General features: G+C 66.6%; 17 protein-coding genes. 9 read left to right on the plus strand and 8 right to left on the minus strand.

The features are described 5' to 3' along the window. Positions 1-104 precede the first annotated feature (104 nt). A complete protein-coding gene (locus AC5Y4F_RS07530; RefSeq protein WP_067938428.1) occupies positions 105-623 on the plus strand; it encodes a PH domain-containing protein in 519 nt (172 codons plus the stop codon). On the opposite strand, the gene AC5Y4F_RS07535 is transcribed toward AC5Y4F_RS07530, so the two are convergent. Further along, complete coding sequence (locus AC5Y4F_RS07535) at positions 578-1237, minus strand: GtrA family protein (protein WP_067938350.1); 660 nt, start codon at positions 1235-1237, stop codon at positions 578-580. The two genes, AC5Y4F_RS07530 and AC5Y4F_RS07535, sit on opposite strands and share 46 nt — an antisense overlap. Before the next feature lie 187 nt (positions 1238-1424). Between AC5Y4F_RS07535 and AC5Y4F_RS07540 the strand changes: the two genes are divergently transcribed. The 6 genes from AC5Y4F_RS07540 (at position 1425) to AC5Y4F_RS07565 (ending at position 7787) form a co-directional block, all read left to right on the plus strand. Further along, positions 1425-2651 (plus strand): 5-(carboxyamino)imidazole ribonucleotide synthase, encoded by a 1227-nt coding sequence (locus AC5Y4F_RS07540; protein WP_369829734.1) that lies wholly within the window; start codon positions 1425-1427, stop codon positions 2649-2651. Beyond that, the gene (purE, locus tag AC5Y4F_RS07545; protein ID WP_067938346.1) at positions 2648-3166 is read left to right on the plus strand and encodes a 5-(carboxyamino)imidazole ribonucleotide mutase; all 519 of its coding nucleotides are present in this window, start codon (positions 2648-2650) and stop codon (positions 3164-3166) included. The genes AC5Y4F_RS07540 and purE overlap by 4 nt, the downstream gene beginning before the upstream one ends. 13 nt (positions 3167-3179) lie before the next feature. Then, positions 3180-4349 carry an acyl-CoA dehydrogenase gene (locus AC5Y4F_RS07550; protein WP_067938344.1) on the plus strand — a complete coding sequence of 390 codons (1170 nt, stop codon included), beginning with the start codon at positions 3180-3182 and terminating at the stop codon, positions 4347-4349. Between the two features lie 248 nt (positions 4350-4597). Continuing rightward, positions 4598-5743 (plus strand): PP2C family protein-serine/threonine phosphatase, encoded by a 1146-nt coding sequence (locus AC5Y4F_RS07555; RefSeq protein ID WP_156750169.1) that lies wholly within the window; start codon positions 4598-4600, stop codon positions 5741-5743. Then, on the plus strand, positions 5740-7341 hold the full coding sequence (locus tag AC5Y4F_RS07560; RefSeq protein WP_067938340.1) for a sensor histidine kinase: 1602 nt from the start codon (positions 5740-5742) through the stop codon (positions 7339-7341). The genes AC5Y4F_RS07555 and AC5Y4F_RS07560 overlap by 4 nt, the downstream gene beginning before the upstream one ends. Further along, positions 7338-7787, plus strand: coding sequence for a response regulator (locus AC5Y4F_RS07565; protein WP_499995871.1), 450 nt, complete (start codon positions 7338-7340; stop codon positions 7785-7787). The genes AC5Y4F_RS07560 and AC5Y4F_RS07565 overlap by 4 nt, the downstream gene beginning before the upstream one ends. A gap of 5 nt (positions 7788-7792) precedes the next feature. On the opposite strand, the gene pstA is transcribed toward AC5Y4F_RS07565, so the two are convergent. From pstA to AC5Y4F_RS07590, 5 genes are read right to left on the minus strand one after another with little or no spacing between them, the layout of a single operon-like run. Further along, positions 7793-8644 (minus strand): phosphate ABC transporter permease PstA, encoded by an 852-nt coding sequence (gene pstA / locus AC5Y4F_RS07570; RefSeq protein WP_067938336.1) that lies wholly within the window; start codon positions 8642-8644, stop codon positions 7793-7795. A gap of 1 nt (position 8645) precedes the next feature. Beyond that, positions 8646-9671 carry a phosphate ABC transporter permease subunit PstC gene (pstC, locus tag AC5Y4F_RS07575; protein ID WP_067938426.1) on the minus strand — a complete coding sequence of 342 codons (1026 nt, stop codon included), beginning with the start codon at positions 9669-9671 and terminating at the stop codon, positions 8646-8648. 22 nt (positions 9672-9693) lie between these two features. Beyond that, positions 9694-10830: a phosphate ABC transporter substrate-binding protein PstS gene (gene pstS, locus AC5Y4F_RS07580; RefSeq protein WP_499995872.1), complete on the minus strand. Its 1137-nt coding sequence runs from the start codon at positions 10828-10830 to the stop codon at positions 9694-9696. Positions 10831-10870: 40 nt separating this feature from the next. After that, positions 10871-11995, minus strand: coding sequence for a phosphate ABC transporter substrate-binding protein PstS (gene pstS, locus AC5Y4F_RS07585; RefSeq protein WP_067938332.1), 1125 nt, complete (start codon positions 11993-11995; stop codon positions 10871-10873). A 53-nt stretch (positions 11996-12048) separates the two neighbouring features. After that, positions 12049-12831 (minus strand): ATP-binding cassette domain-containing protein, encoded by a 783-nt coding sequence (locus tag AC5Y4F_RS07590; protein WP_067938422.1) that lies wholly within the window; start codon positions 12829-12831, stop codon positions 12049-12051. A gap of 187 nt (positions 12832-13018) precedes the next feature. Between AC5Y4F_RS07590 and pstS (AC5Y4F_RS07595) the strand changes: the two genes are divergently transcribed. Then, positions 13019-14128, plus strand: a complete 1110-nt coding sequence (gene pstS, locus AC5Y4F_RS07595; RefSeq protein WP_499995874.1) for a phosphate ABC transporter substrate-binding protein PstS — start codon at positions 13019-13021, stop codon at positions 14126-14128. A gap of 21 nt (positions 14129-14149) precedes the next feature. Further along, the gene (locus AC5Y4F_RS07600; RefSeq protein WP_499995876.1) at positions 14150-16135 is read left to right on the plus strand and encodes a serine/threonine-protein kinase PknD; all 1986 of its coding nucleotides are present in this window, start codon (positions 14150-14152) and stop codon (positions 16133-16135) included. 2 nt (positions 16136-16137) lie between these two features. Here AC5Y4F_RS07600 and AC5Y4F_RS07605 read toward each other — a convergent pair whose 3' ends face one another. Together AC5Y4F_RS07605 and AC5Y4F_RS07610 are read right to left on the minus strand one after the other, a co-directional pair. After that, a complete protein-coding gene (locus AC5Y4F_RS07605; RefSeq protein ID WP_067938327.1) occupies positions 16138-17331 on the minus strand; it encodes a CoA transferase in 1194 nt (397 codons plus the stop codon). 16 nt (positions 17332-17347) lie between these two features. Then, positions 17348-18262, minus strand: a complete 915-nt coding sequence (locus AC5Y4F_RS07610; RefSeq protein WP_067938326.1) for a class I SAM-dependent methyltransferase — start codon at positions 18260-18262, stop codon at positions 17348-17350. Positions 18263-18309 lie beyond the last annotated feature (47 nt).

The raw sequence follows: 18309 nt of genomic DNA on the forward strand, positions 1-18309 counted from the left end.
CACTAGTGGCGATCGCAAGCGCGGCGGAGCCGGGCGCGGCGGGTCGCCACCATTTGCACTAGTTACCTGCGGATTGTCGCGCCGCGCAGCTAATGTCGGCGGGCATGGGCTACCCGGATAACGTTCTGGCCGCCGGCGAACACGTCATCGTGCACCGCCACCCGCACTGGAAGCGGCTGATCTGGCCAGTGCTGGTTCTCATACTGGTGACCGGACTGGCCGCCTTCGGCTCCGGATACCTCAACTCGACGCACTGGGACCAGCTCGCCAAGAACATCATCGACGGCGTCATCTGGGGGATCTGGCTGGTCATCGTGGGCTGGCTGACGCTGTGGCCGTTCGGAAGCTGGCTCACCACCCATTTCGTGGTGACCAACCGACGGGTGATGTTCCGGCACGGGGTGCTGACCCGCACCGGCATCGATATCCCGCTGGCCCGGATCAACAGCGTGGAGTTCCGTGACCGGATCACCGAGCGCATGTTTCGCACCGGGACGCTGATCATCGAATCGGCGTCACAAGATCCGTTGGAGTTCTACGACATTCCGCGGCTGCGCGAGGTACACGCGCTGCTATATCACGAAGTCTTCGACACCCTGGGTTCCGAGGAATCGCCCAGCTGAGTAGGCCGGCCGGCGCGGTTGCGCCAGGCGCGCAGCAGCGTGACGTTGCCCCCCTCGATCTCGTCCTCGAAGACCTCGGCGATGCCGCCGGCGGTAAGGGCGGATTCCAGTGCCTTGTCGGGTTCGCGCGCGAACTGGTCGGGAAACACCCAGCGCCGAAACGCCCAGAACCGGAATGCCATCTGCAGCAAGTTGCCGATGATGTAAGCCGAGATGAAGTCGGCGACGTTTTCGACCGCCAGCGACACCGTCGGCTCGCGCAGCTGCAACACATAGCTGGAGAACCACAGCGGCGCCATGGAGAGCAGCACCCCGACGCCGCTGAACGCGAAGAACAGCAGCGCCTCGTGGTGGCGCTCACGGCCGCCGCGATTGCGGAAGCTCCATTCCCGGTTCAGCACGTAGGACGCGATGACCGCGACAATGCCGGCGATCACCTTTGCGGTCACGGGTTTGGGTTCGAGAATTGTCAGCTTCAGCGTGTAGAAAATTGCCGAGTCGATGACGAATGTGGTTCCGCCGACGATGGCGAATTTGATCAGTTCATGGTGGCGTAGCAAATAGGGCTGCAAAACCCTAGGTAGACGCGCGATCGTGGCTTCGGCGAAGGACACAACACGTCAGTCTACGGACGGACACAAATTAGACGCAAAATCGTACATAACAATTCTGTGTCGGTCCCGGTCAACACGCCTTTGGCGCCGGTTTGTTTCGCCGTGACACCATGATGCCGTGCCGAGTTCACGCCCCCCGGGCGCAGCCCCAGCCGCGGCTGTGCGAGCCGTCCCGCGCGTCGTCCCCGTGGTCGCAATGGTCGGTGGCGGTCAGCTCGCCCGGATGACCCACCAGGCGGCGATCGCCTTGGGGCAGACGCTGAGGGTGCTGGCCACCGCCGCCGACGAGCCGGCCGCGCTGGTCGCGCCCGACGTCGTCATCGGTTCACACACCGAACTCGACGACCTCCGCGGGGTCGCCGCAGGTGCCGACGTGCTGACCTTCGACCACGAACACGTCCCGAACGAACTGCTGGAAAAGCTCGTCGCCGAGGGTGTCAACGTGGCGCCGCCGCCACAGGCCCTGATGCACGCTCAGGACAAGCTCGTCATGCGCCGCCGGCTCGAGGCCCTCGGCGTCCGGGTGCCCCGCTATGCCGAGATCCGAAGCGTCGACGAACTCGATGCCTTCGCGCGCCGCATCGGCGGCCCCGTGGTCGTGAAAGCGGTCCGCGGCGGTTACGACGGGCGGGGGGTACGGATGGCACGCGACCCGTCGCACGCCCGTGAGATCGCGGCGGCCTTCCTGGCCGATCGCGTGCCGCTGATGGCCGAGGAGCAGGTGGACCTGCGTCGCGAACTGTCGGCCCTGGTGGCGCGGTCACCGTTCGGCCAGGGCGCCGCGTGGCCGGTCGTCGAGACGGTGCAGCGAGACGGGATCTGCGTGCAGGTGATCGCACCCGCGCCGGGGCTGCCCGCCGAACGGGCCGCCACGGCGCAACAGCTGGCGTTGCGGCTGGCGGCCGAGCTCGGCGTGGTCGGAGTGCTCGCCGTGGAGCTCTTCGAGACGGTCGACGGTGAACTGCTGGTCAACGAACTGGCGATGCGGCCGCACAACTCCGGGCACTGGACCATGGACGGGTCGCGCACCAGTCAGTTCGAGCAGCACCTGCGCGCGGTGCTGGACTACCCGCTCGGCGACACCGACGCCATCGCACCGATGACCGTGATGGCCAACGTGCTGGGCGCACCCGAAGTCCCCCAGATGAGCGTCGACGAGCGGCTGCATCACCTGTTCGCCCGGATGCCCGACGCCCGCGTCCACCTCTACGGCAAACGGGAACGTCCCGGCCGCAAGGTCGGCCACATCAACTTCGTCGGCTCCGGGCCGACGGACCAGAAAAGCGTAGGGAAGCTGCGGGAACGCGCCGATCTGGCGGCACACTGGTTGTCACACGGGCAGTGGATGGACGGGTGGGATCCACATGGCGCCGACGACGCAGAGCGAAGCGATGAGGAGAAGCGGCGGAAATGACGGAGCATGCGCCTCGGGTCGGGGTGATCATGGGCAGCGACAGCGACTGGTCGGTGATGGCCGACGCCGCTGCCGCGCTCGCCGAGTTCGACGTGCCTGCCGAGGTCCGGGTCGTCTCCGCGCACCGCACGCCGCAGGTGATGTTCGAGTACGCGCGCGAGGCGGCCGGCCGTGGCATCGAAGTGATCATCGCCGGGGCCGGCGGAGCCGCGCACCTGCCCGGCATGGTCGCGTCCGCGACGCCGCTGCCGGTCATCGGCGTGCCGGTGCCGCTGGCGCGCCTCGACGGCCTGGACTCGTTGCTGTCGATCGTGCAGATGCCCGCCGGAGTCCCGGTGGCCACGGTCTCCATCGGGGGCGCCCGCAACGCCGGCCTGCTCGCCGTGCGCATCCTCGGGTCCTCAGACCCTGCGCTGCGGGCGCGGATCGTTGAGTTTCAAGGCCGGCTGGCCGAGAGCGTGCGGGCCAAGGATGAAGCGCTGCAGGAGCGCCAAGGTAAAGTTACCGGCGAGTAGCAAGGAGGCCAACATGGCTCAGTGGGCCGGAGATCCCGCGTTCGATTTGTTCCAACTACCCGACGAGCACCAGGAATTGCGGGCGGCGATCAGGGCGCTGGCGGAAAAAGAGATCGCTCCGCACGCCGCCGACGTGGACGAGAATTCCCGATTTCCGCAGGAGGCCCTGGACGCGCTGAACGCATCCGGCTTCAATGCGGTTCACATTCCCGAGGAATACGGCGGTCAGGGCGCGGACTCGGTCGCCGCATGCATCGTGATCGAGGAAGTGGCGCGCGTCGACGGATCCGCCTCGCTGATTCCCGCCGTCAACAAGCTGGGCACCATGGGCCTGATCCTGCAGGGCTCGGAGGAGTTGAAGAAGCAGGTGCTGCCGTCGCTGGCCACCGAGGGGGCGATGGCGTCTTACGCATTGAGCGAGCGCGAAGCCGGCAGCGACGCGGCGTCGATGCGGACCAGGGCCAAGGCCGACGGGGACGACTGGATTCTGAACGGCACCAAGTGCTGGATCACCAACGGGGGCAAGTCGACCTGGTACACCGTGATGGCGGTGACCGATCCGGACAAAGGCCCCAACGGCATCTCGGCGTTCATGGTGCACAAAGACGATGAGGGCTTTTCCTTCGGCCCGAAGGAAAAGAAGATGGGCATCAAGGGCTCACCGACCACCGAGTTGTACTTCGAGAACTGCCGCATCCCGGGCGACCGGATCATCGGCGAACCCGGCACCGGGTTCAAGACCGCACTGCAGACCCTCGACCACACCCGCCCCACCGTGGGCGCGCAGGCGGTGGGCCTCGCGCAGGGCGCGGTGGACGCCGCCGTCGCATACACGAAGGAGCGCAAGCAGTTCGGCCGGTCGATCTCGGACTTTCAGGGTGTGCAGTTCGAGCTGGCCGACATGGCGATGAAGGTCGAGGCGGCCCGGCTGATGGTCTACACCGCCGCCGCCCGCGCCGAACGCGGCGAGCCGAATCTCGGATTCATCTCCGCGGCCGCAAAGTGCTTCGCCTCCGACACCGCCATGGACGTGACGGAGGCGGCCGTGCAACTGTTCGGCGGCGCCGGCTACACCACTGACTTCCCGGTCGAGCGGATGATGCGTGACGCCAAGATCACTCAGATCTACGAGGGCACCAATCAGATTCAGCGCGTGGTGATGTCGCGGGCGTTGCTGCGCTGATAGTTTTCCGGCGATGCTCTTGCGAAGGGTCCGGCCGTACCGCTTAGGATCTGCACTCGGTGCGTGAAGTCCACACCGACGATCGGTAAACAGCCACCGATTTACGTCCGACCACTGTCACACAGCAAAGGGCTTATCGCGGCGAAGGGGTCTGCAGTGCAGAACGTGACTTCCGGTGCCCGTCCACAGATGGCCGGATATTGATACCGACACGCGCTCCGGCCACCCCCACGGCGAGCTGGCAGTCGTTGTCGTTGCTGTTGGTCGAGGACGACCGCGCCGACGCGGTGCTGGTGGAAGACCTGATCACCGACGCGGTCACCGACATCCGGGTGGTGTGGGCCAAGTCGATGGCACACGCCGAACGCGAGCTGAAATCCGCCCGCCCCGACTGCGTGCTGCTGGATCTGCACCTGCCCGACGCCAGCGGGATCGACGCGCTCAACCGCATCGCCAAGCTAGACGCCACCGTGCCGATCGTGGTGCTGACCGGACTCAACGACGAGAACTTCGGGGCTTCGGCGGTGGCCGCGGGCGCCCAGGACTATTTGGTCAAGGGTCGGGTCGAGCCGGAAATGCTGCGCCGAGCGCTGCTGTACGCCATCGAGCGCAAGCGCGCCGAACTCATCGCCGCCGATCTGCAGGCGACGCAACTGCGGGCCCGGGAGAACGCGCTGCTGGAACGCGGCCTGCTGCCCTCGCCGCTGCTGCTGGACAACCCGGGCGTCGACATCGTCGCCAGGTACCGGCCGAGCCGCGAAGACGCATTGCTGTGCGGAGACTTCTACGACGTCGTCCAGACCGCCGACCGAATCGTGCACGTGCTGATCGGCGACGTGGCCGGGCACGGTCCGCACGAGGCCGCGCTGGGCGCGGCGTTACGGATCGCGTTTCGCGCGCTCACCTTCGCCGGCGTGCACGGCGTCGACCGGCTGCGCCAGCTCGAGCGGGTCTTGTATTCGGAACGAACCGACTCCGGCATTTTCGCGACCGTGCTCAGCCTCGAGATCTCGCCCGACAGCCCTCGGGTCAGTGTGGTCCGCGCCGGCCATCCGGGGATGTTGGTGCAGGCCGCGGGAAACGTCCAGTGGCATGAGCCGTCGGGTGGCCCGGCACTGGGCCTGCGCGCCGGCGACTGGCCGTCCGAGGAGCTGGACCTGCCCGCCGGGCACGCCCTGCTCTTGTTGACCGACGGCCTCTTCGAGGGCTATTCGGGAGACGGCACCCGGCGCCTCGGCGAGGAAGGCTTGCTTGCCCTGGCTCGCGCGCACGCGAATCGGCCCGGCCCCGCGTTCGTCGACGCGCTCATCAACGACGCCCAGGCGCTCGCACAGCCACGCGGCGGCCTGACCGATGACATCGCCGTCCTGCGCGTCGAGAGGACTACCACGTGATCCGATCGCGTCCGCTTCGGCTCACGGAGCTCACCGTGCGGGGATGGCTGGCGTTGGTGCTGTGGGTAATGGGCGTGATCGTGCTCGTCGGGGCGTTGGTGGGCGCCGTGTTGCTGCATCGCACCGACGAGGTGTCGCGCCAGGTGGCGCACAACATCCAGCCGGCACGCGTCGCCGCGACGCACTTGCAGGCGGCCCTGCGTGACCAGGAGACGGGCATGCGCGGCTACCTGATCGCCGCCGACCGGCAGTTCCTCGCGCCGTATTACGACGGGCAGCGCGCCGAACGGGCTGCGGCCGACGAGATTCGGCGTCTGGTGGGCGGGCGCGCGGAACTGATGGCCGATCTGGACGCGGTGCAAGCCGCCGCCGCCGATTGGCGGACAAATTATGCCGAGCCGCTGATCGCCGAGGTGGCTCCCAGGACGCCCGCCTACGTCAGCGCCCGCACCGCCGACACGGGCAAGGTCAAATTCGACCATCTGCGTGAGCTTTTCGATACGCAGAACGCCCACCTGTCGGCGGCCTCTGCCGCTGCCACCGACGAGCTCAACGAGATCAACAGCTGGCGCGATTGGGTGCTGGGTACCACGGTGCTGATCGTGATTGGGGCGGCCGTGGTGCTGGGGTTGCTCAGCCGCGCCGCGATCACCCGGCCCATCGCGGCGCTGGCCGCGTCCTGCCGAAGCATCACCGAGGGCAACTTCGAGGAGACGATCTCACCTCCGCGGCGGCCCAAAGACATTCGTAACATGGCGATCGACGTGGAGAACATGCGCAAGCGCATCGTCGAGGAGCTCGAGGTGTCGCAGTCGGCGCAGGCGCAACTGGACGAACAGGCCGCAGAATTACGGCGATCCAACACCGAACTCGAGCAGTTCGCCTACGTCGCCTCCCATGATCTGCAGGAGCCGCTGCGCAAGGTTGCGTCCTTTTGCCAGCTGCTGGAAAAGCGCTACGGCGACAAGCTCGACGAGCGGGGCGTCGAATACATCGGGTTCGCGGTCGACGGCGCCAAGCGAATGCAGGCGCTGATCAACGACCTGCTCACCTTCTCCCGAGTCGGCCGGTTGGGCACCACGGAGACCGAGGTGCGGCTCGACGAGACGCTCGATGCCGGCCTGGCGAATCTGGCCGCCTCGATCGAGGAGACCGATGCGCAGATCGTGCGCCCGGCGCAGCCGCTGCCGCAGATCGTCGGGGATCCGATGCTGCTGACGATGCTGTGGCAGAACCTGATCGGCAACGCGATCAAGTTCCGGCACAAGGACCGTCGGCCGCGCGTCGTCATCGAATGCGCACCCGGCACCGGCACCCACGACCGGGAATGGCTGCTGAGCGTGGCGGACAACGGAATCGGCATCCCGGAGGAATTCTCCGACAAGGTTTTCGTGATCTTCCAGCGGCTGCACGGCCGGGATGTGTACGCCGGGACGGGAGTAGGCCTGGCACTGGTCAAGAAGATCATCGAGCACCACGGCGGCACCGTCCGGATCGACACGTCCTACACCGAGGGGACCCGATTCGAATTGACCCTGCCCATGCTCGAACCCGTCGACGACGCAGACTCGGCTGCTTTGGAAGGAGCGCATCAATGACGACACCAGAAGGCAGAGTGATCGACATCCTGCTCGTCGAGGACGACCCGGGCGACGAGCTCATCACCCGAGAAGCGTTCGAGCACAACAAGCTCAAGAACAGGCTCCATGTCGCCCATGACGGGGAGGAGGGCCTCAATTACCTCTACCGGCGCGGTGAGTTCGCCGACGCGCCGCGACCCGACCTCATCCTGCTCGACTTGAATCTGCCCAAATACGACGGTCGCCAGCTACTGGAGAAGGTCAAGTCCGACCCCGACCTGTCGCGCATCCCGGTCGTGGTGCTCACCACCTCCTCGGCAGAGGAAGACATTCTCAAGAGCTACAAGCTGCACGCGAACGCCTACGTCACCAAACCCGTTGACCTGGACCAATTCATGAAGGCCGTCCGGCAGATCGACGAGTTCTTCGTTCAGGTGGTGCGGCTGCCTGGCAACGGATCCTAAGTGCGCTAGACCGATTCCGCCGAGTGCCGCCGGGCGAACCAGGTGATCAGCCGACCGAAGATGATCAGCAGCAAGACGAAAACGATCAGCAAAAATGCCGCGTCATAGGACAGCTCGCGAGCGGCCTTGGAGGGCAGGTTGTAGAACGTCCAGATCGGGTACGTCAGGTAGCCGACCGGTGAGTCGGTGAGCTGCCCGGTCGGTGGGGAATTCGACCAGCCGGCCGTGTACAACATCGGCGCCGTCTCGCCGACCGCCAGCGCCAGCGCCACCAGCAGGCCGGTGACGATTCCGGGGATCGCCGATTTGAGCACGATTTTGCGCAAGGTCCACCCCAGCGGCAGCCCGAGCGCCTCCGCTCCCTCCCGGTAGGACGTAGGCACCTGGGAGAGCGCGGACTCGGTGGCCTTCGCGATGTATGGAATGCTCATCGCCGAGAGCGTCAGCACCCCGGCCGCCAGAGAAAACCCCCAGTGAAATGTCACCACCAGCGCCAGATAGCCGACGTAACCGAGCACGATGGACGGGATGCCCGAGAGTACCTCGTAAGCGCCGCGAAGAACGGAACGTGTTCTGCCACTGGCGAATTCGGACAGATAGATGCCGGTCAACACGCTGACCGAGCCCCCGATCAGCATGACCCCGAAGCCGACGACCAGGGTGCCGATGATGGCGTTACGCAAACCACCACCGTTGCCACGCGTGTCTTGCACCAGCACAGTCCATTTGAACACCGGCGCAGCGCGGCCGACGACTTCGAACAGCATCCACAGTGTCGGCACCACCACCACCGCCAGACAGCACACGCACGCAGCCCAGAACACCGCGTTGACAATCTTGCGCCGGGTTGTGTTCACCTCAGACACCTCGTCCCACGGGCAGTGCGGTACCCGATACCCGGCGCACCATCGCGCGGGCCGCCACGTTGGTCAGCAACGTGATCAGCATCAGCACCAGCGAGAGTTCCGCGAGGGTCTTCACCGCGAAGTCGGTGAAGTCGGTCATCGCCGAATCCAACTGTGACACAACGGTGGCAGCGATGGTGGTCATCGTCGAGTAGATGTTTGCCGGCATCGCACCCAACACCGCACCCGACACCATGGCGACGGCCATCGTCTCGCCCAGCGCGCGTCCGAGCCCGAGCACAATGGCGCCGACGATACCGCTCGACACCCACGGCAGGGTGACCCGTCGCGCGCATTCCCAGTCGGTCATCCCCAGCGCGACCGCACCCTCGCGGGGCAGCACCGGCACCTGCCGGATCAGGTCGCGGGTGGTGCTCGCGATGATGGGAATGACCATCACCGCCAACACCAGGCCGGACACCAGCAAGCCCTCGCCGTTACCGGTGTTGCCGCGAAAGTAGTCGAGCACCGGCACGTCCGGAGCGTTGCGGGCGATCACCGGAGCCACATCGTGGGCGATGAACGGCCCGAAGGTCATTGCGCCCCATAAGCCGACGATGACGCTGGGAATGCCGGCGAGCAATTCGAGCAGCATTCCGATGGCCGACGCGATCCGTCTGGGCAGCCGTTCGACGATCACCAACGCCGCGCCGATCGACACCGGCACCGCGATGATCAACGCGATCGCCGACGTCGCCAGCGTCCCGACGATCATCGGCAATGCCCCGTAGTGGGCGCCGACCGGATGCCGGACGCCGCGGGTGACGACGGCGTCGCCATACGTGTTGCCCGGATTCCAGTCGGTGGCGGTGAAGAAGTGCAACCCGTTGACCTTGATCGCCGGCAGCGCCTCGAGGAGCAGGGTCGCGAGCACGAACACGAGCGCGAGCAGCGGAATCGCCGCACCCACCGCGCCCAACGAACGGATGGCGAGGCCCGGTCGGCGCACGCCGCGAACCCGGGCCAGCGCGCTGCCCATCGTGAAATCGGTCACCGAACTCCTACTGGCCGCTGATCTTGGCGATCTGGGCGTCCGACAGCTTCGCCACCTCCGGCGGCAGCGGCTGGAAGTGCACCTTGTCCAAAAACGAGGCGTTGTTGCCGTCGGTGACCGCCCAGTGCAGGAAGGCCTGCAGGGTCTGCGCGGTGGCGGCGTCCTTCTGGCTGCTGTTGACGATCGCGTACTCGTAGTTGACGATCGGGTAGCCGTCCGCGGCGGGGCCGTTGATCAGCGAGATCGCCTGATTCGGCGGGGTTTTCGAGGCGAAGCCGGACGCCGCGGCCTGGATGCTCTTGGCTTCGGGCAGCAGGTACTTGTCCGAGGCGTTGGCCAGTTGCGCCTCGCCGAGCCCCTTCTGCTGGGCCTGGTCGAGGAAGCTGATGCCGATGTAGGCCACGCAGCCCGGGGTGTCCGCGCAGCCGGTCACCATCCCGCCGTTGCCGTTCTCGCCGAGTGCGCCGGGCACCGTCGGGAAGGCGACAGTGGTGCCGAAGCCGGGCGAGCGGCCCCAGCCGTCGGGATCCTGCTTGGACAGGTACTGGGTGAACAGGAAGGTGTCACCGGAACCGTCGGAGCGGTGCAACGGAACCACCGGCGTGGCCGGCAGATTCACGCCGGGGTTGAGCCCGGTGATCTGCGGATCGTTCCAGGTTTTCACGGTGCCGTTGTACATGCCGGCCAGCACCTTGCCGTTCAATTTGATGTGTTCGGTGACCCCCGGCAGGTTGTAGTTGACCTGCTGCGCGGAAATGGCCAGCGCGATGTTCATCAGTCCTTTGTGTGCGGCCATGTCGCCCTCGGACAGGTAGGCGTCGGAGGCGCCGATGCTGACCGCCCCCGCCGCCGCCTGGGAGATCCCGGTACCCGAACCCGTGCCCTGGGGCGTGAGCGTCACGTTCGAGTACTTGCCGTGATAGGCCGGGGCCCACAGGTTGAACAGCGGGTACAGCAGCGTGCTACCGGTCTCCGACAGCGTGATCGGCGAGGATGCCGGCGTCGTCGCAACCGGGCCGCCGCCACCCTGATTCGGCGCACCGCTCTGCGAGTTCGAACCACACGCGGCCATGCCCACCCCGAGGGCGAAAACCAATGGCGCGGTCGCGCCCATTGCCAGCAATCTAGTCAGACGAACTTTCACAACCTTCTCCTTTTCCCTTGTGCGCCTTGCGTTACCGTGCTCATCCGCTGATCTTGGTGATCTGGGCGTCCGATAGCTTCGCCACCTCCGGCGGCAGCGGCTGGAAGTGCATCTTGTCCAGGAACGAGGCGTTGTTGCCGTCGGTGACCGCCCAGTGCAGGAAGGCCTGCAGGGTCTGTGCGGTGGCGGCGTCCTTCTGGCTGCTGTTGACGATCGCGTACTCGTAGTTGACGATCGGGTAGCCGTCCGCGGCGGGGCCGTTGATCAGCGAGATCGCCTGATTCGGCGGGGTTTTCGAGGCGAAGCCGGACGCCGCGGCCTGGATGTTCTTGGCGGTGGGCAGCAGGTATCTGCCGGAGGCGTTGTCCAGCTTGGCCTGACTGAGTCCGTGCTCATCGGCCTCGTCGAGCGAGCCAATGCTGGTGTACGCCACACAGCCGGGGTTCGCGGCGCAACCGGTCACCATGGCACCGTCGCCGTTCTCGCCCAGCGCGTCGGGCACCGCCGGGAAGGCGATGGTGGTGCCGAAGCCGGGCCAGCGGCCCCAGCCGTCGGGATCCTGCTTGGACAGGTACTGGGTGAACTGGAACGTGCTGCCGGACCCGTCGGAGCGGTGCAGCGGAACGACCGGGGTATCGGGGAGGTGCAGGCCGGGGTTGATGCCGGCGATCTGTGGGTCGTTCCACGTTTTGATCGTGCCCCGATACATGGCGGCCAGCACCCTGCCGTTGAGCTTGAGATGCTGATGGACGCCGGGCAGGTTGTAGTTGACCTGTTGCGCCGAAATGGCCAGCGCGATGTTCATCAGCCCCCGGTGGGCGGCCGTGTCGCCCTCGGACAGGTAGGCATCGGAGGCGCCGATGACGACCGCCTGGGCCGCAACCTGGGAGATTCCCGCGCCCGAGCCGCTGCTCTGGGTGGTGATGGTGACGTTCGGATACTTCGCACGATAGGCGGCGCCCCACTCGCTGAACAGCGGGTAGAGCAGCGTGCTGCCGGTCTCGGAGAGCTCAATCGTGGATGCAGCCGGCGTGGTGGCGACGCTGCCGGCGGTCGGCCCGGTAGTTGGCGCACCACGTAGGGAGTTGGAGCCACAACCTGCGATGCCTAAAGCTGGTGGCCCAATTGCCACCAGGCCCAGCAGCGCGCCCAGACGACCCCTCACGTCCTCGCTTCCTGTTCCCCGTCGTGTCCTATTCCGGCGAAACCTTCTCTGCGCTAATGTCTTTCCGTCATCCCCACCTGATGCGAGGAGCCCCCGGCCGGTCGGAACGGCGCGAAGTAGCGGATGGTCTCCTCGTGCTCCGGCGATAAGAACAACTGTTTGGTTGGTCCCTCCTCGACCAGCCTGCCCTCGAAGAAGAATGCGGTCCGGTCACCGGTGCGGGCGGCCTGCGCGAGATCGTGGGTCACCATGATCACCGTCAGCCGGCCGGCGAGGGATCGAATGAGCCCCTCGATCTTTTCGGTCGTGGTCGGGTCCAGCGAGGAGGTGGGCTCGTCGAGCAATAGCACCTCCGGGTTAACCGCTAGGGCACGGGCCAAACACAGCAACTGCTGCTGTCCCCCGGAGAGCCGGAATGGGGAATCACCGAGCCGATCCTTGACCGCATCCCAGAGACCGACCTCGGTGAGCCGTGCCTCGGCGACGCTTTTGAATTCCTTGCGCGGCGCGATCTTGTGCGCACGCACGCCGGCCACGACGTTGTCCACGATCGACATCGGAAACGGGTTGGGACGCTGAAACAGCATGCCCACGCTGCGGCGGAACTCCATCAGGTCGCGGTCGGAGAAGATGGTGCGCCCGCCCAACAGGACGTCACCACTGTGCCGGAAACCCGAAACCTTGTCGTTCATCCGGTTCAGGGTGCGCAGGAAGGTGGTCTTGCCCGAACCGGTCGGCCCCAGCAGTGTGGTGACGGATCGGGCGGGAAAGTCGAGGCTGACGTGCTCGAGGACTGTTTTGGGGCCGAATCCCAGGGTCAGGTCGACCGAGCGCACGCTAACGCCGCCGTCATCGGCAGCGGCAGCCGCAGTTGCGGCCTGGAACTGTTGTTCGCGACGCATCGACAACTGATGTTACGTGTTCGCGCGCGGCGCGCGGTCACCGGCAATTCACCTCTTATTGTTCGTCAAGGGTTTGTATATTCGCGAATAGTTAACTTTTGTTGAAGACCGAAGGAGTTTCGTGAGGTTCGCTCGACCTGGCGTCGCACTCAGCCTGGTGGCCGTCGCCGCGCTCGCGCTGGCGGCGGGATGCGGCGACAGCAACTCGTCGTCGGGATCGGGCGAGAAGCCGGCGAAAGTGGATTGCGGTGGCAAGAAGGTGCTGAAAGACAGCGGCTCGACCGCGCAGCAAAACGCCATCGAGCAGTTCGTCTACGCCTACATTCGGGCCTGCCCGGGTTACACGCTGGATTACAACGCCAACGGATCCGGCGCCGGACTGACCCAGTTCCTCAACAATCAGACCGATCTCGCGGGTTCCGATATCCCTCTGGACCCGTCCACCGGTCAGAACGACCGGGCGGCGCAGCGCTGCGGTTCACCGGCGTGGGATCTGCCCACGGTGTTCGGGCCGATCGCGGTCACCTACCACCTCACCGGGGTGAGCGGGCTGAAACTGGACGGACCCACCGTCGCGAAGATCTTCAACGGCACGATCACCAAGTGGGACGACCCGGCACTGAAGGCCATCAACTCCGGCATCAACCTGCCGTCGACACCCATCACGGTCATCTTCCGCAGTGACAAATCCGGTACCACCGCGAATTTTCAGAAGTATCTGGACGGCGCGTCCAACGGCGCATGGGGCAAGGGTGGCAGCGAGACGTTCAACGGCGGCGTCGGACAGGGAGCCAGCGGGAACAATGGCACGTCGGCGCTGCTGCAGAACACCGAGGGGTCGATCACCTACAACGAGTGGTCCTTCGCGGTGGGTAAGCAGCTGACGATGGCATCGATCATCACGTCGGCAGGACCGGCCGCGGTGCCGATCACCAAGGACTCCGTCGAGAAGACGATCGCCGGCGCGACCTTCAGCGGGCAGGGCAACGACCTGGTGCTGGACACCTCGTCGTTCTACAAGCCGACGCAGTCCGGCGCGTACCCGATCGTGCTCGCGACCTATGAAATCGTCTGCTCGAAGTACCCGGACGCGGCCACGGGCGCGGCGGTGAAGGCGTTCATGCAGGCGGCGATCGGTCCGGGCCAGGACGGTTTGGACCAATACGGTTCCATCCCGCTGCCCAGCTCGTTCACGTCGAAGCTGTCGAGCGCGGTCAATGCCATTTCCTGACGATGCGAAGGAGGCTCGAGGGTGAGCGATAGCGGGCCCGCCTCGCGGGAGGGATCCTGGTTCGGCCCGTACCGGCTGGTGCGACTTCTGCGCCAGGGCGGCATGGGTGAGGTTTACGAGGCCGAGGACGCCCGCAAGCGCCGCTTGGTGGCCCTGAAACTGATCTCCCAGCAGTTTTCCGGCAATGCGGAGTTCCGCGCCCGGCTACAGCGCGAGGCCGACATCGCGGGACGGCTGACCGAACCGCACGTGGTACCGATCCACGACTACGGCGAGATCGACGGGCGATTCTTCGTGGAGATGCGCCTCGTCGACGGGGTCGACCTGGGTACGCTGTTGCGCCGGGACGGGCCATTGGCCGCGCCGCGCGCGATCGCCATCATCAGCCAGGTCGCCGCCGCGCTCGACGCGGCGCACGCCGCCGGGGTTGCGCACCGCGACGTCACACCGGGGAACATTCTGGTCACCCCCAACGATTTCGCCTACCTGGCCGACTTCGGCATCGCGCGGGCCGCGACCGATCCTGGCCTGACCCAGGTCGGGACCGCGATCGGAACCTATTACTACATGGCCCCGGAACGATTCACCGACGACGATGTCACCCACAGCGTCGACATCTATTCGCTCGCCTGTGTTTTGAGCGAGTGTTTGACCGGCTCGCCGCCCTACCCGGCCGACACCATCGAACGGCTGGTCGCCGCGCATCTGACGAAGACGGCCGCGCCGCCCAGCCAATTGCGCCCCGGCGCGTTTCCGCCCGCGTTGGATCAGGTGATCGCAAAGGGCATGGCCAAACGTCCCGAGGATCGCTATCGCACCGCCGGCGAATTCGCCGCCGCCGCGCATCACGCGCTGAACACGTCCGAGCAGCGCAAGGCCACCACGATCCTGCGCGAGGGGGAAGACGCGGCCCAGCGCGCACAGGCGTCGGCTCGACGCCCGGAGTCCGCGCCGCACTCGGGCGCAGCGTGGCCCGGCGCCGAGACCATGGTGGGTCCGGCGGCGGCCAGGGCGGGCGGCACCGGTTGGTCCGAGCACTCCGGCCGTAACCCGTCGCTGATCCGGCCCGCCCCAACGACATCCGGCCCCGTATACGGGCCCGCGCCGGACTTCGGAAGGCCAGCCGCGCCGAACGACAAACGCAAGCAGTGGATCATCGTCGGCGCCATCGTGCTCGTCGCGCTGGTTGCTTTCGTCGTGGCGGTCGTGGGCTACCTGTCCACCGAATCGCCGTCGAAGCAGGCGAGTGGTCAAAGCGTGTTGCCGTTCAAGGGTATTGACTTCCGCCTTTCCCCGGGCGGGGTGGCGCTGGACAGCGCCGGCGGCGTCTATGTCACCAGCGAAGGCATGTATGGCCGGGTGGTGAAGCTCTCGGCCGGTTCGGATGCCACGACGGTGCTGCCGTTCCACGGGCTCTACCAGCCGCAGGGTCTGGCCGTCGACGGCGCGGGCACCGTGTATGTCGCTGATTTCAACAATCGTGTGGTCAGTTTGGCCGCGGGATCCAACGACCAGAAGGTGCTGCCGTTCAACGGCCTGAGCTACCCCGAGGGCGTCGCGGTCGACAGCCAGGGCGCCGTGTATGTCGCCGACCGCGGCAACAGCAGGGTGCTGAAACTGGCGGCGGGCTCCACGGCCCAGACCGAGTTGCCGTTCACCGGGCTGAAGAATCCCGATGGCGTGGCCGTCGACGCCGGGGGCACCGTCTACGTCGCCGATACGGACAACAACAGGGCCGTGAAGCTGGACGCCAATTCAAATACTCAGTCGGAGTTGCCATTTCGTGACCTGTCCGTGCCGTGGGGCATCGCCGTGGACAACAGCGGCACCGTCTACGTCACCGAGCACGACAAGAGCGACGTGGTGAAGTACGCTCCGGGCGCGACCACCGGGACCGTCCTGTCGTTCAACGGGCTCAACACGCCGTTGGCGGTGACGGTCGACAAGGACCAGAACGTCTATGTCGCCGACCGCGGCAACAACCGGGTGGTCAAGCTGACGCCGTGAGACTACGGCGCGGGCTGCGGTGCGCCCAGATACTCCTCGGTGTGCTGGCCGAGGGCGGGCGGGGGCGCGGCGGCCACGGCATCGAAACTCAAATAGCGTGCCGGAGTACGGATTACCGTGACCTCGTCGGCGCCCTCGCCGACGGGCAGTGCGAGCTCGTTCTCGGCGAACAGCGCGGTGCCGACCACCTGCTTCCAGGTGTGGGCGTGGCAGGCCATCAGGCCGGCCTGCTGGAGCAGCCGGACCCATTCGTCCGCGGTCTTGGCGGCCAGGGCCTTTTCGAGTTCCTCGGTCAGTTCGGGATAGTTGAGCGCCCGCGCGCGCTGGTCGGCGAATCGCTCGTCGTGGCGCATGTCCGGCCGGCCGACGACCTCGCACAGCTTCTCCCAGTGCTTGGGCACGTACGCGCTGATCACCAGGTAGCCGTCGGCGGCCTTGAAGGCGTCCGACGGTTGGGTGGCGAACCCGACGCCCTTGCGGCGCTTGGCCTTCGGTGCCGGGTCCGGGGTGGGGGCGTCGCTCGGCTTGTTCAGGTGGATGGTCAGCTGGCTGGCCTGCAGGCTGACCGCGACGTCATACATCGCGACCCGCACGACATCGGCGACCCCGTGGCGTTCACGGTTGAGCAGCGCGGCCAGCACCGCCTGGGCCAGCACGTGACCGCTGGCGGCGTCGACGAGTTGGAACGGGATGATCTGGGGTTTGCCGGTGGGCGTGGGCATCCCGGTGGTCATGCCGGACTCCGCGGCGACCATCAGGTCGACGCCCGGCCGGCTGCCCTCCGGTCCGTTGCCGCCGTACGCGGAAAGCCGCGCGTAGATGAGTTTGGGATTGCGCGACTGCAGCTCGGCGGGACCCAGACCCATGCGTTCCATCACCCCGGGCCGAAACCCTTCCAGCACAACGTCGGCGGTATCGACCAGCGCAAGGATCTGCCGTTTGGCCTCGTCGCTGCGCAGGTCGGCCATCACCGACTTCTTGCCCCGGTTGTGTGGGAGGAACAGGGTGGCCAGCGGTGGGCGCCCGGGCAGGACCGCGGTGATGTGCCGGGCCGCCTCGCCACCCGGCGCCTCGATCTTGATGACCTCGGCGCCCAGATCGGCCAGCACCTGTCCGGCCATCGGCCCGGCGATGTTCTGGGTGAAATCGATCACCCGGAAACCGTCAAGTGGCTTGGCGGGCTTGCTGTTTGGCATCGCGTTCGCCTTCCTTTCAACCTGCCCTGTGCAACACCGCGGTGCAGTAGTAGTTCTGCGCGAAGGGCGCATCGGGGTCGGTCGACTGCAGCGGCAGGCCGTTGTCGGCCAGCATCTGGTTCAACGGGGTGCGGACCGGCTGCCAGCCCCGCTGCTGCAGGTAGGTGGCCACGTCGTTGCGCTCGCCGGGGAAGCCGAGCTCGCCCAGGGCAATGTCGAGGCCGTTGCGCCGCCACTTCTCGCTCGCGGCGTTCAGCGCGTCCCCGCTGACTCCCGTGTTGGCGAACACCTCGGCCACCAGCTGACTGCTGTCGGCGGACAGGGCGGTGATGTTGTCCAGCAACCGATCCTGGGCCTGCGGCGGCAGGAAGCCGATCAGTCCCTCGGCGGCCCAGGCCGCGGAGCGCCCGGTGTCGAAGCCGGCTTGTCGCAGCGCCGACGGCCAGTCGTGGCGCAGGTCGATCGGGACGTTGCGCACCTCGGCGGCGGGCTGGGCGTCGAGTTCGGCGATGGTGGCGGCCTTGAACTCCAGGACTCGCGGCTGGTCGATCTCGAACACCGTGGTGCCCGGCGCCCATTGCAGCCGGTAGGCGCGCGCGTCCAGGCCGGAGGCCAGAATGACCACCTGATCGATGCCGGCGGCGCCCGCCTCGGCGAAGAACGCGTCGATGTAGCGGGTGCGGGCTGCCAGCATGTCGGTCATGCGTTGCATGCCCCACGCGGCGTCCGGTTCGTCGACATCGACGGAGGCGAGTTCGCCGGCGGCCCACCGGGTCATGAAGTCGACACCGACCGCGCGCACCAGCGGCAGGGCGAACCGATCGTCGATCAGCCCGTCGAGGGTGGCCCGGGCTCGTCCGGCGGCCACCATCGTGGCGGTCGCTCCCACGCTGGTCGCGAGGTCCCAGGTGTCGTCGTCGCTGCGCGCCATCGAGAAAATCCCTTCCGATCTACTGGTTAGCCACCATAACTAAGAGC

The organism is Mycobacterium sp. NGS56, assembly GCF_059812425.1.

Excerpts from the sequence above, each read along its gene's own strand:
- AC5Y4F_RS07605 (WP_067938327.1), bottom strand. The coding sequence starts at position 17,331 with ATGCCAAACAGCAAGCCCGCCAAGCCACTTGACGGTTTCCGGGTGATC.
- pstC (WP_067938426.1), bottom strand. The coding sequence starts at position 9,671 with ATGGGCAGCGCGCTGGCCCGGGTTCGCGGCGTGCGCCGACCGGGCCTC.
- AC5Y4F_RS07550 (WP_067938344.1), top strand. The coding sequence starts at position 3,180 with ATGGCTCAGTGGGCCGGAGATCCCGCGTTCGATTTGTTCCAACTACCC.
- AC5Y4F_RS07565 (WP_499995871.1), top strand. The coding sequence starts at position 7,338 with ATGACGACACCAGAAGGCAGAGTGATCGACATCCTGCTCGTCGAGGAC.
- AC5Y4F_RS07610 (WP_067938326.1), bottom strand. The coding sequence starts at position 18,262 with ATGGCGCGCAGCGACGACGACACCTGGGACCTCGCGACCAGCGTGGGA.
- purE (WP_067938346.1), top strand. The coding sequence starts at position 2,648 with ATGACGGAGCATGCGCCTCGGGTCGGGGTGATCATGGGCAGCGACAGC.
- AC5Y4F_RS07530 (WP_067938428.1), top strand. The coding sequence starts at position 105 with ATGGGCTACCCGGATAACGTTCTGGCCGCCGGCGAACACGTCATCGTG.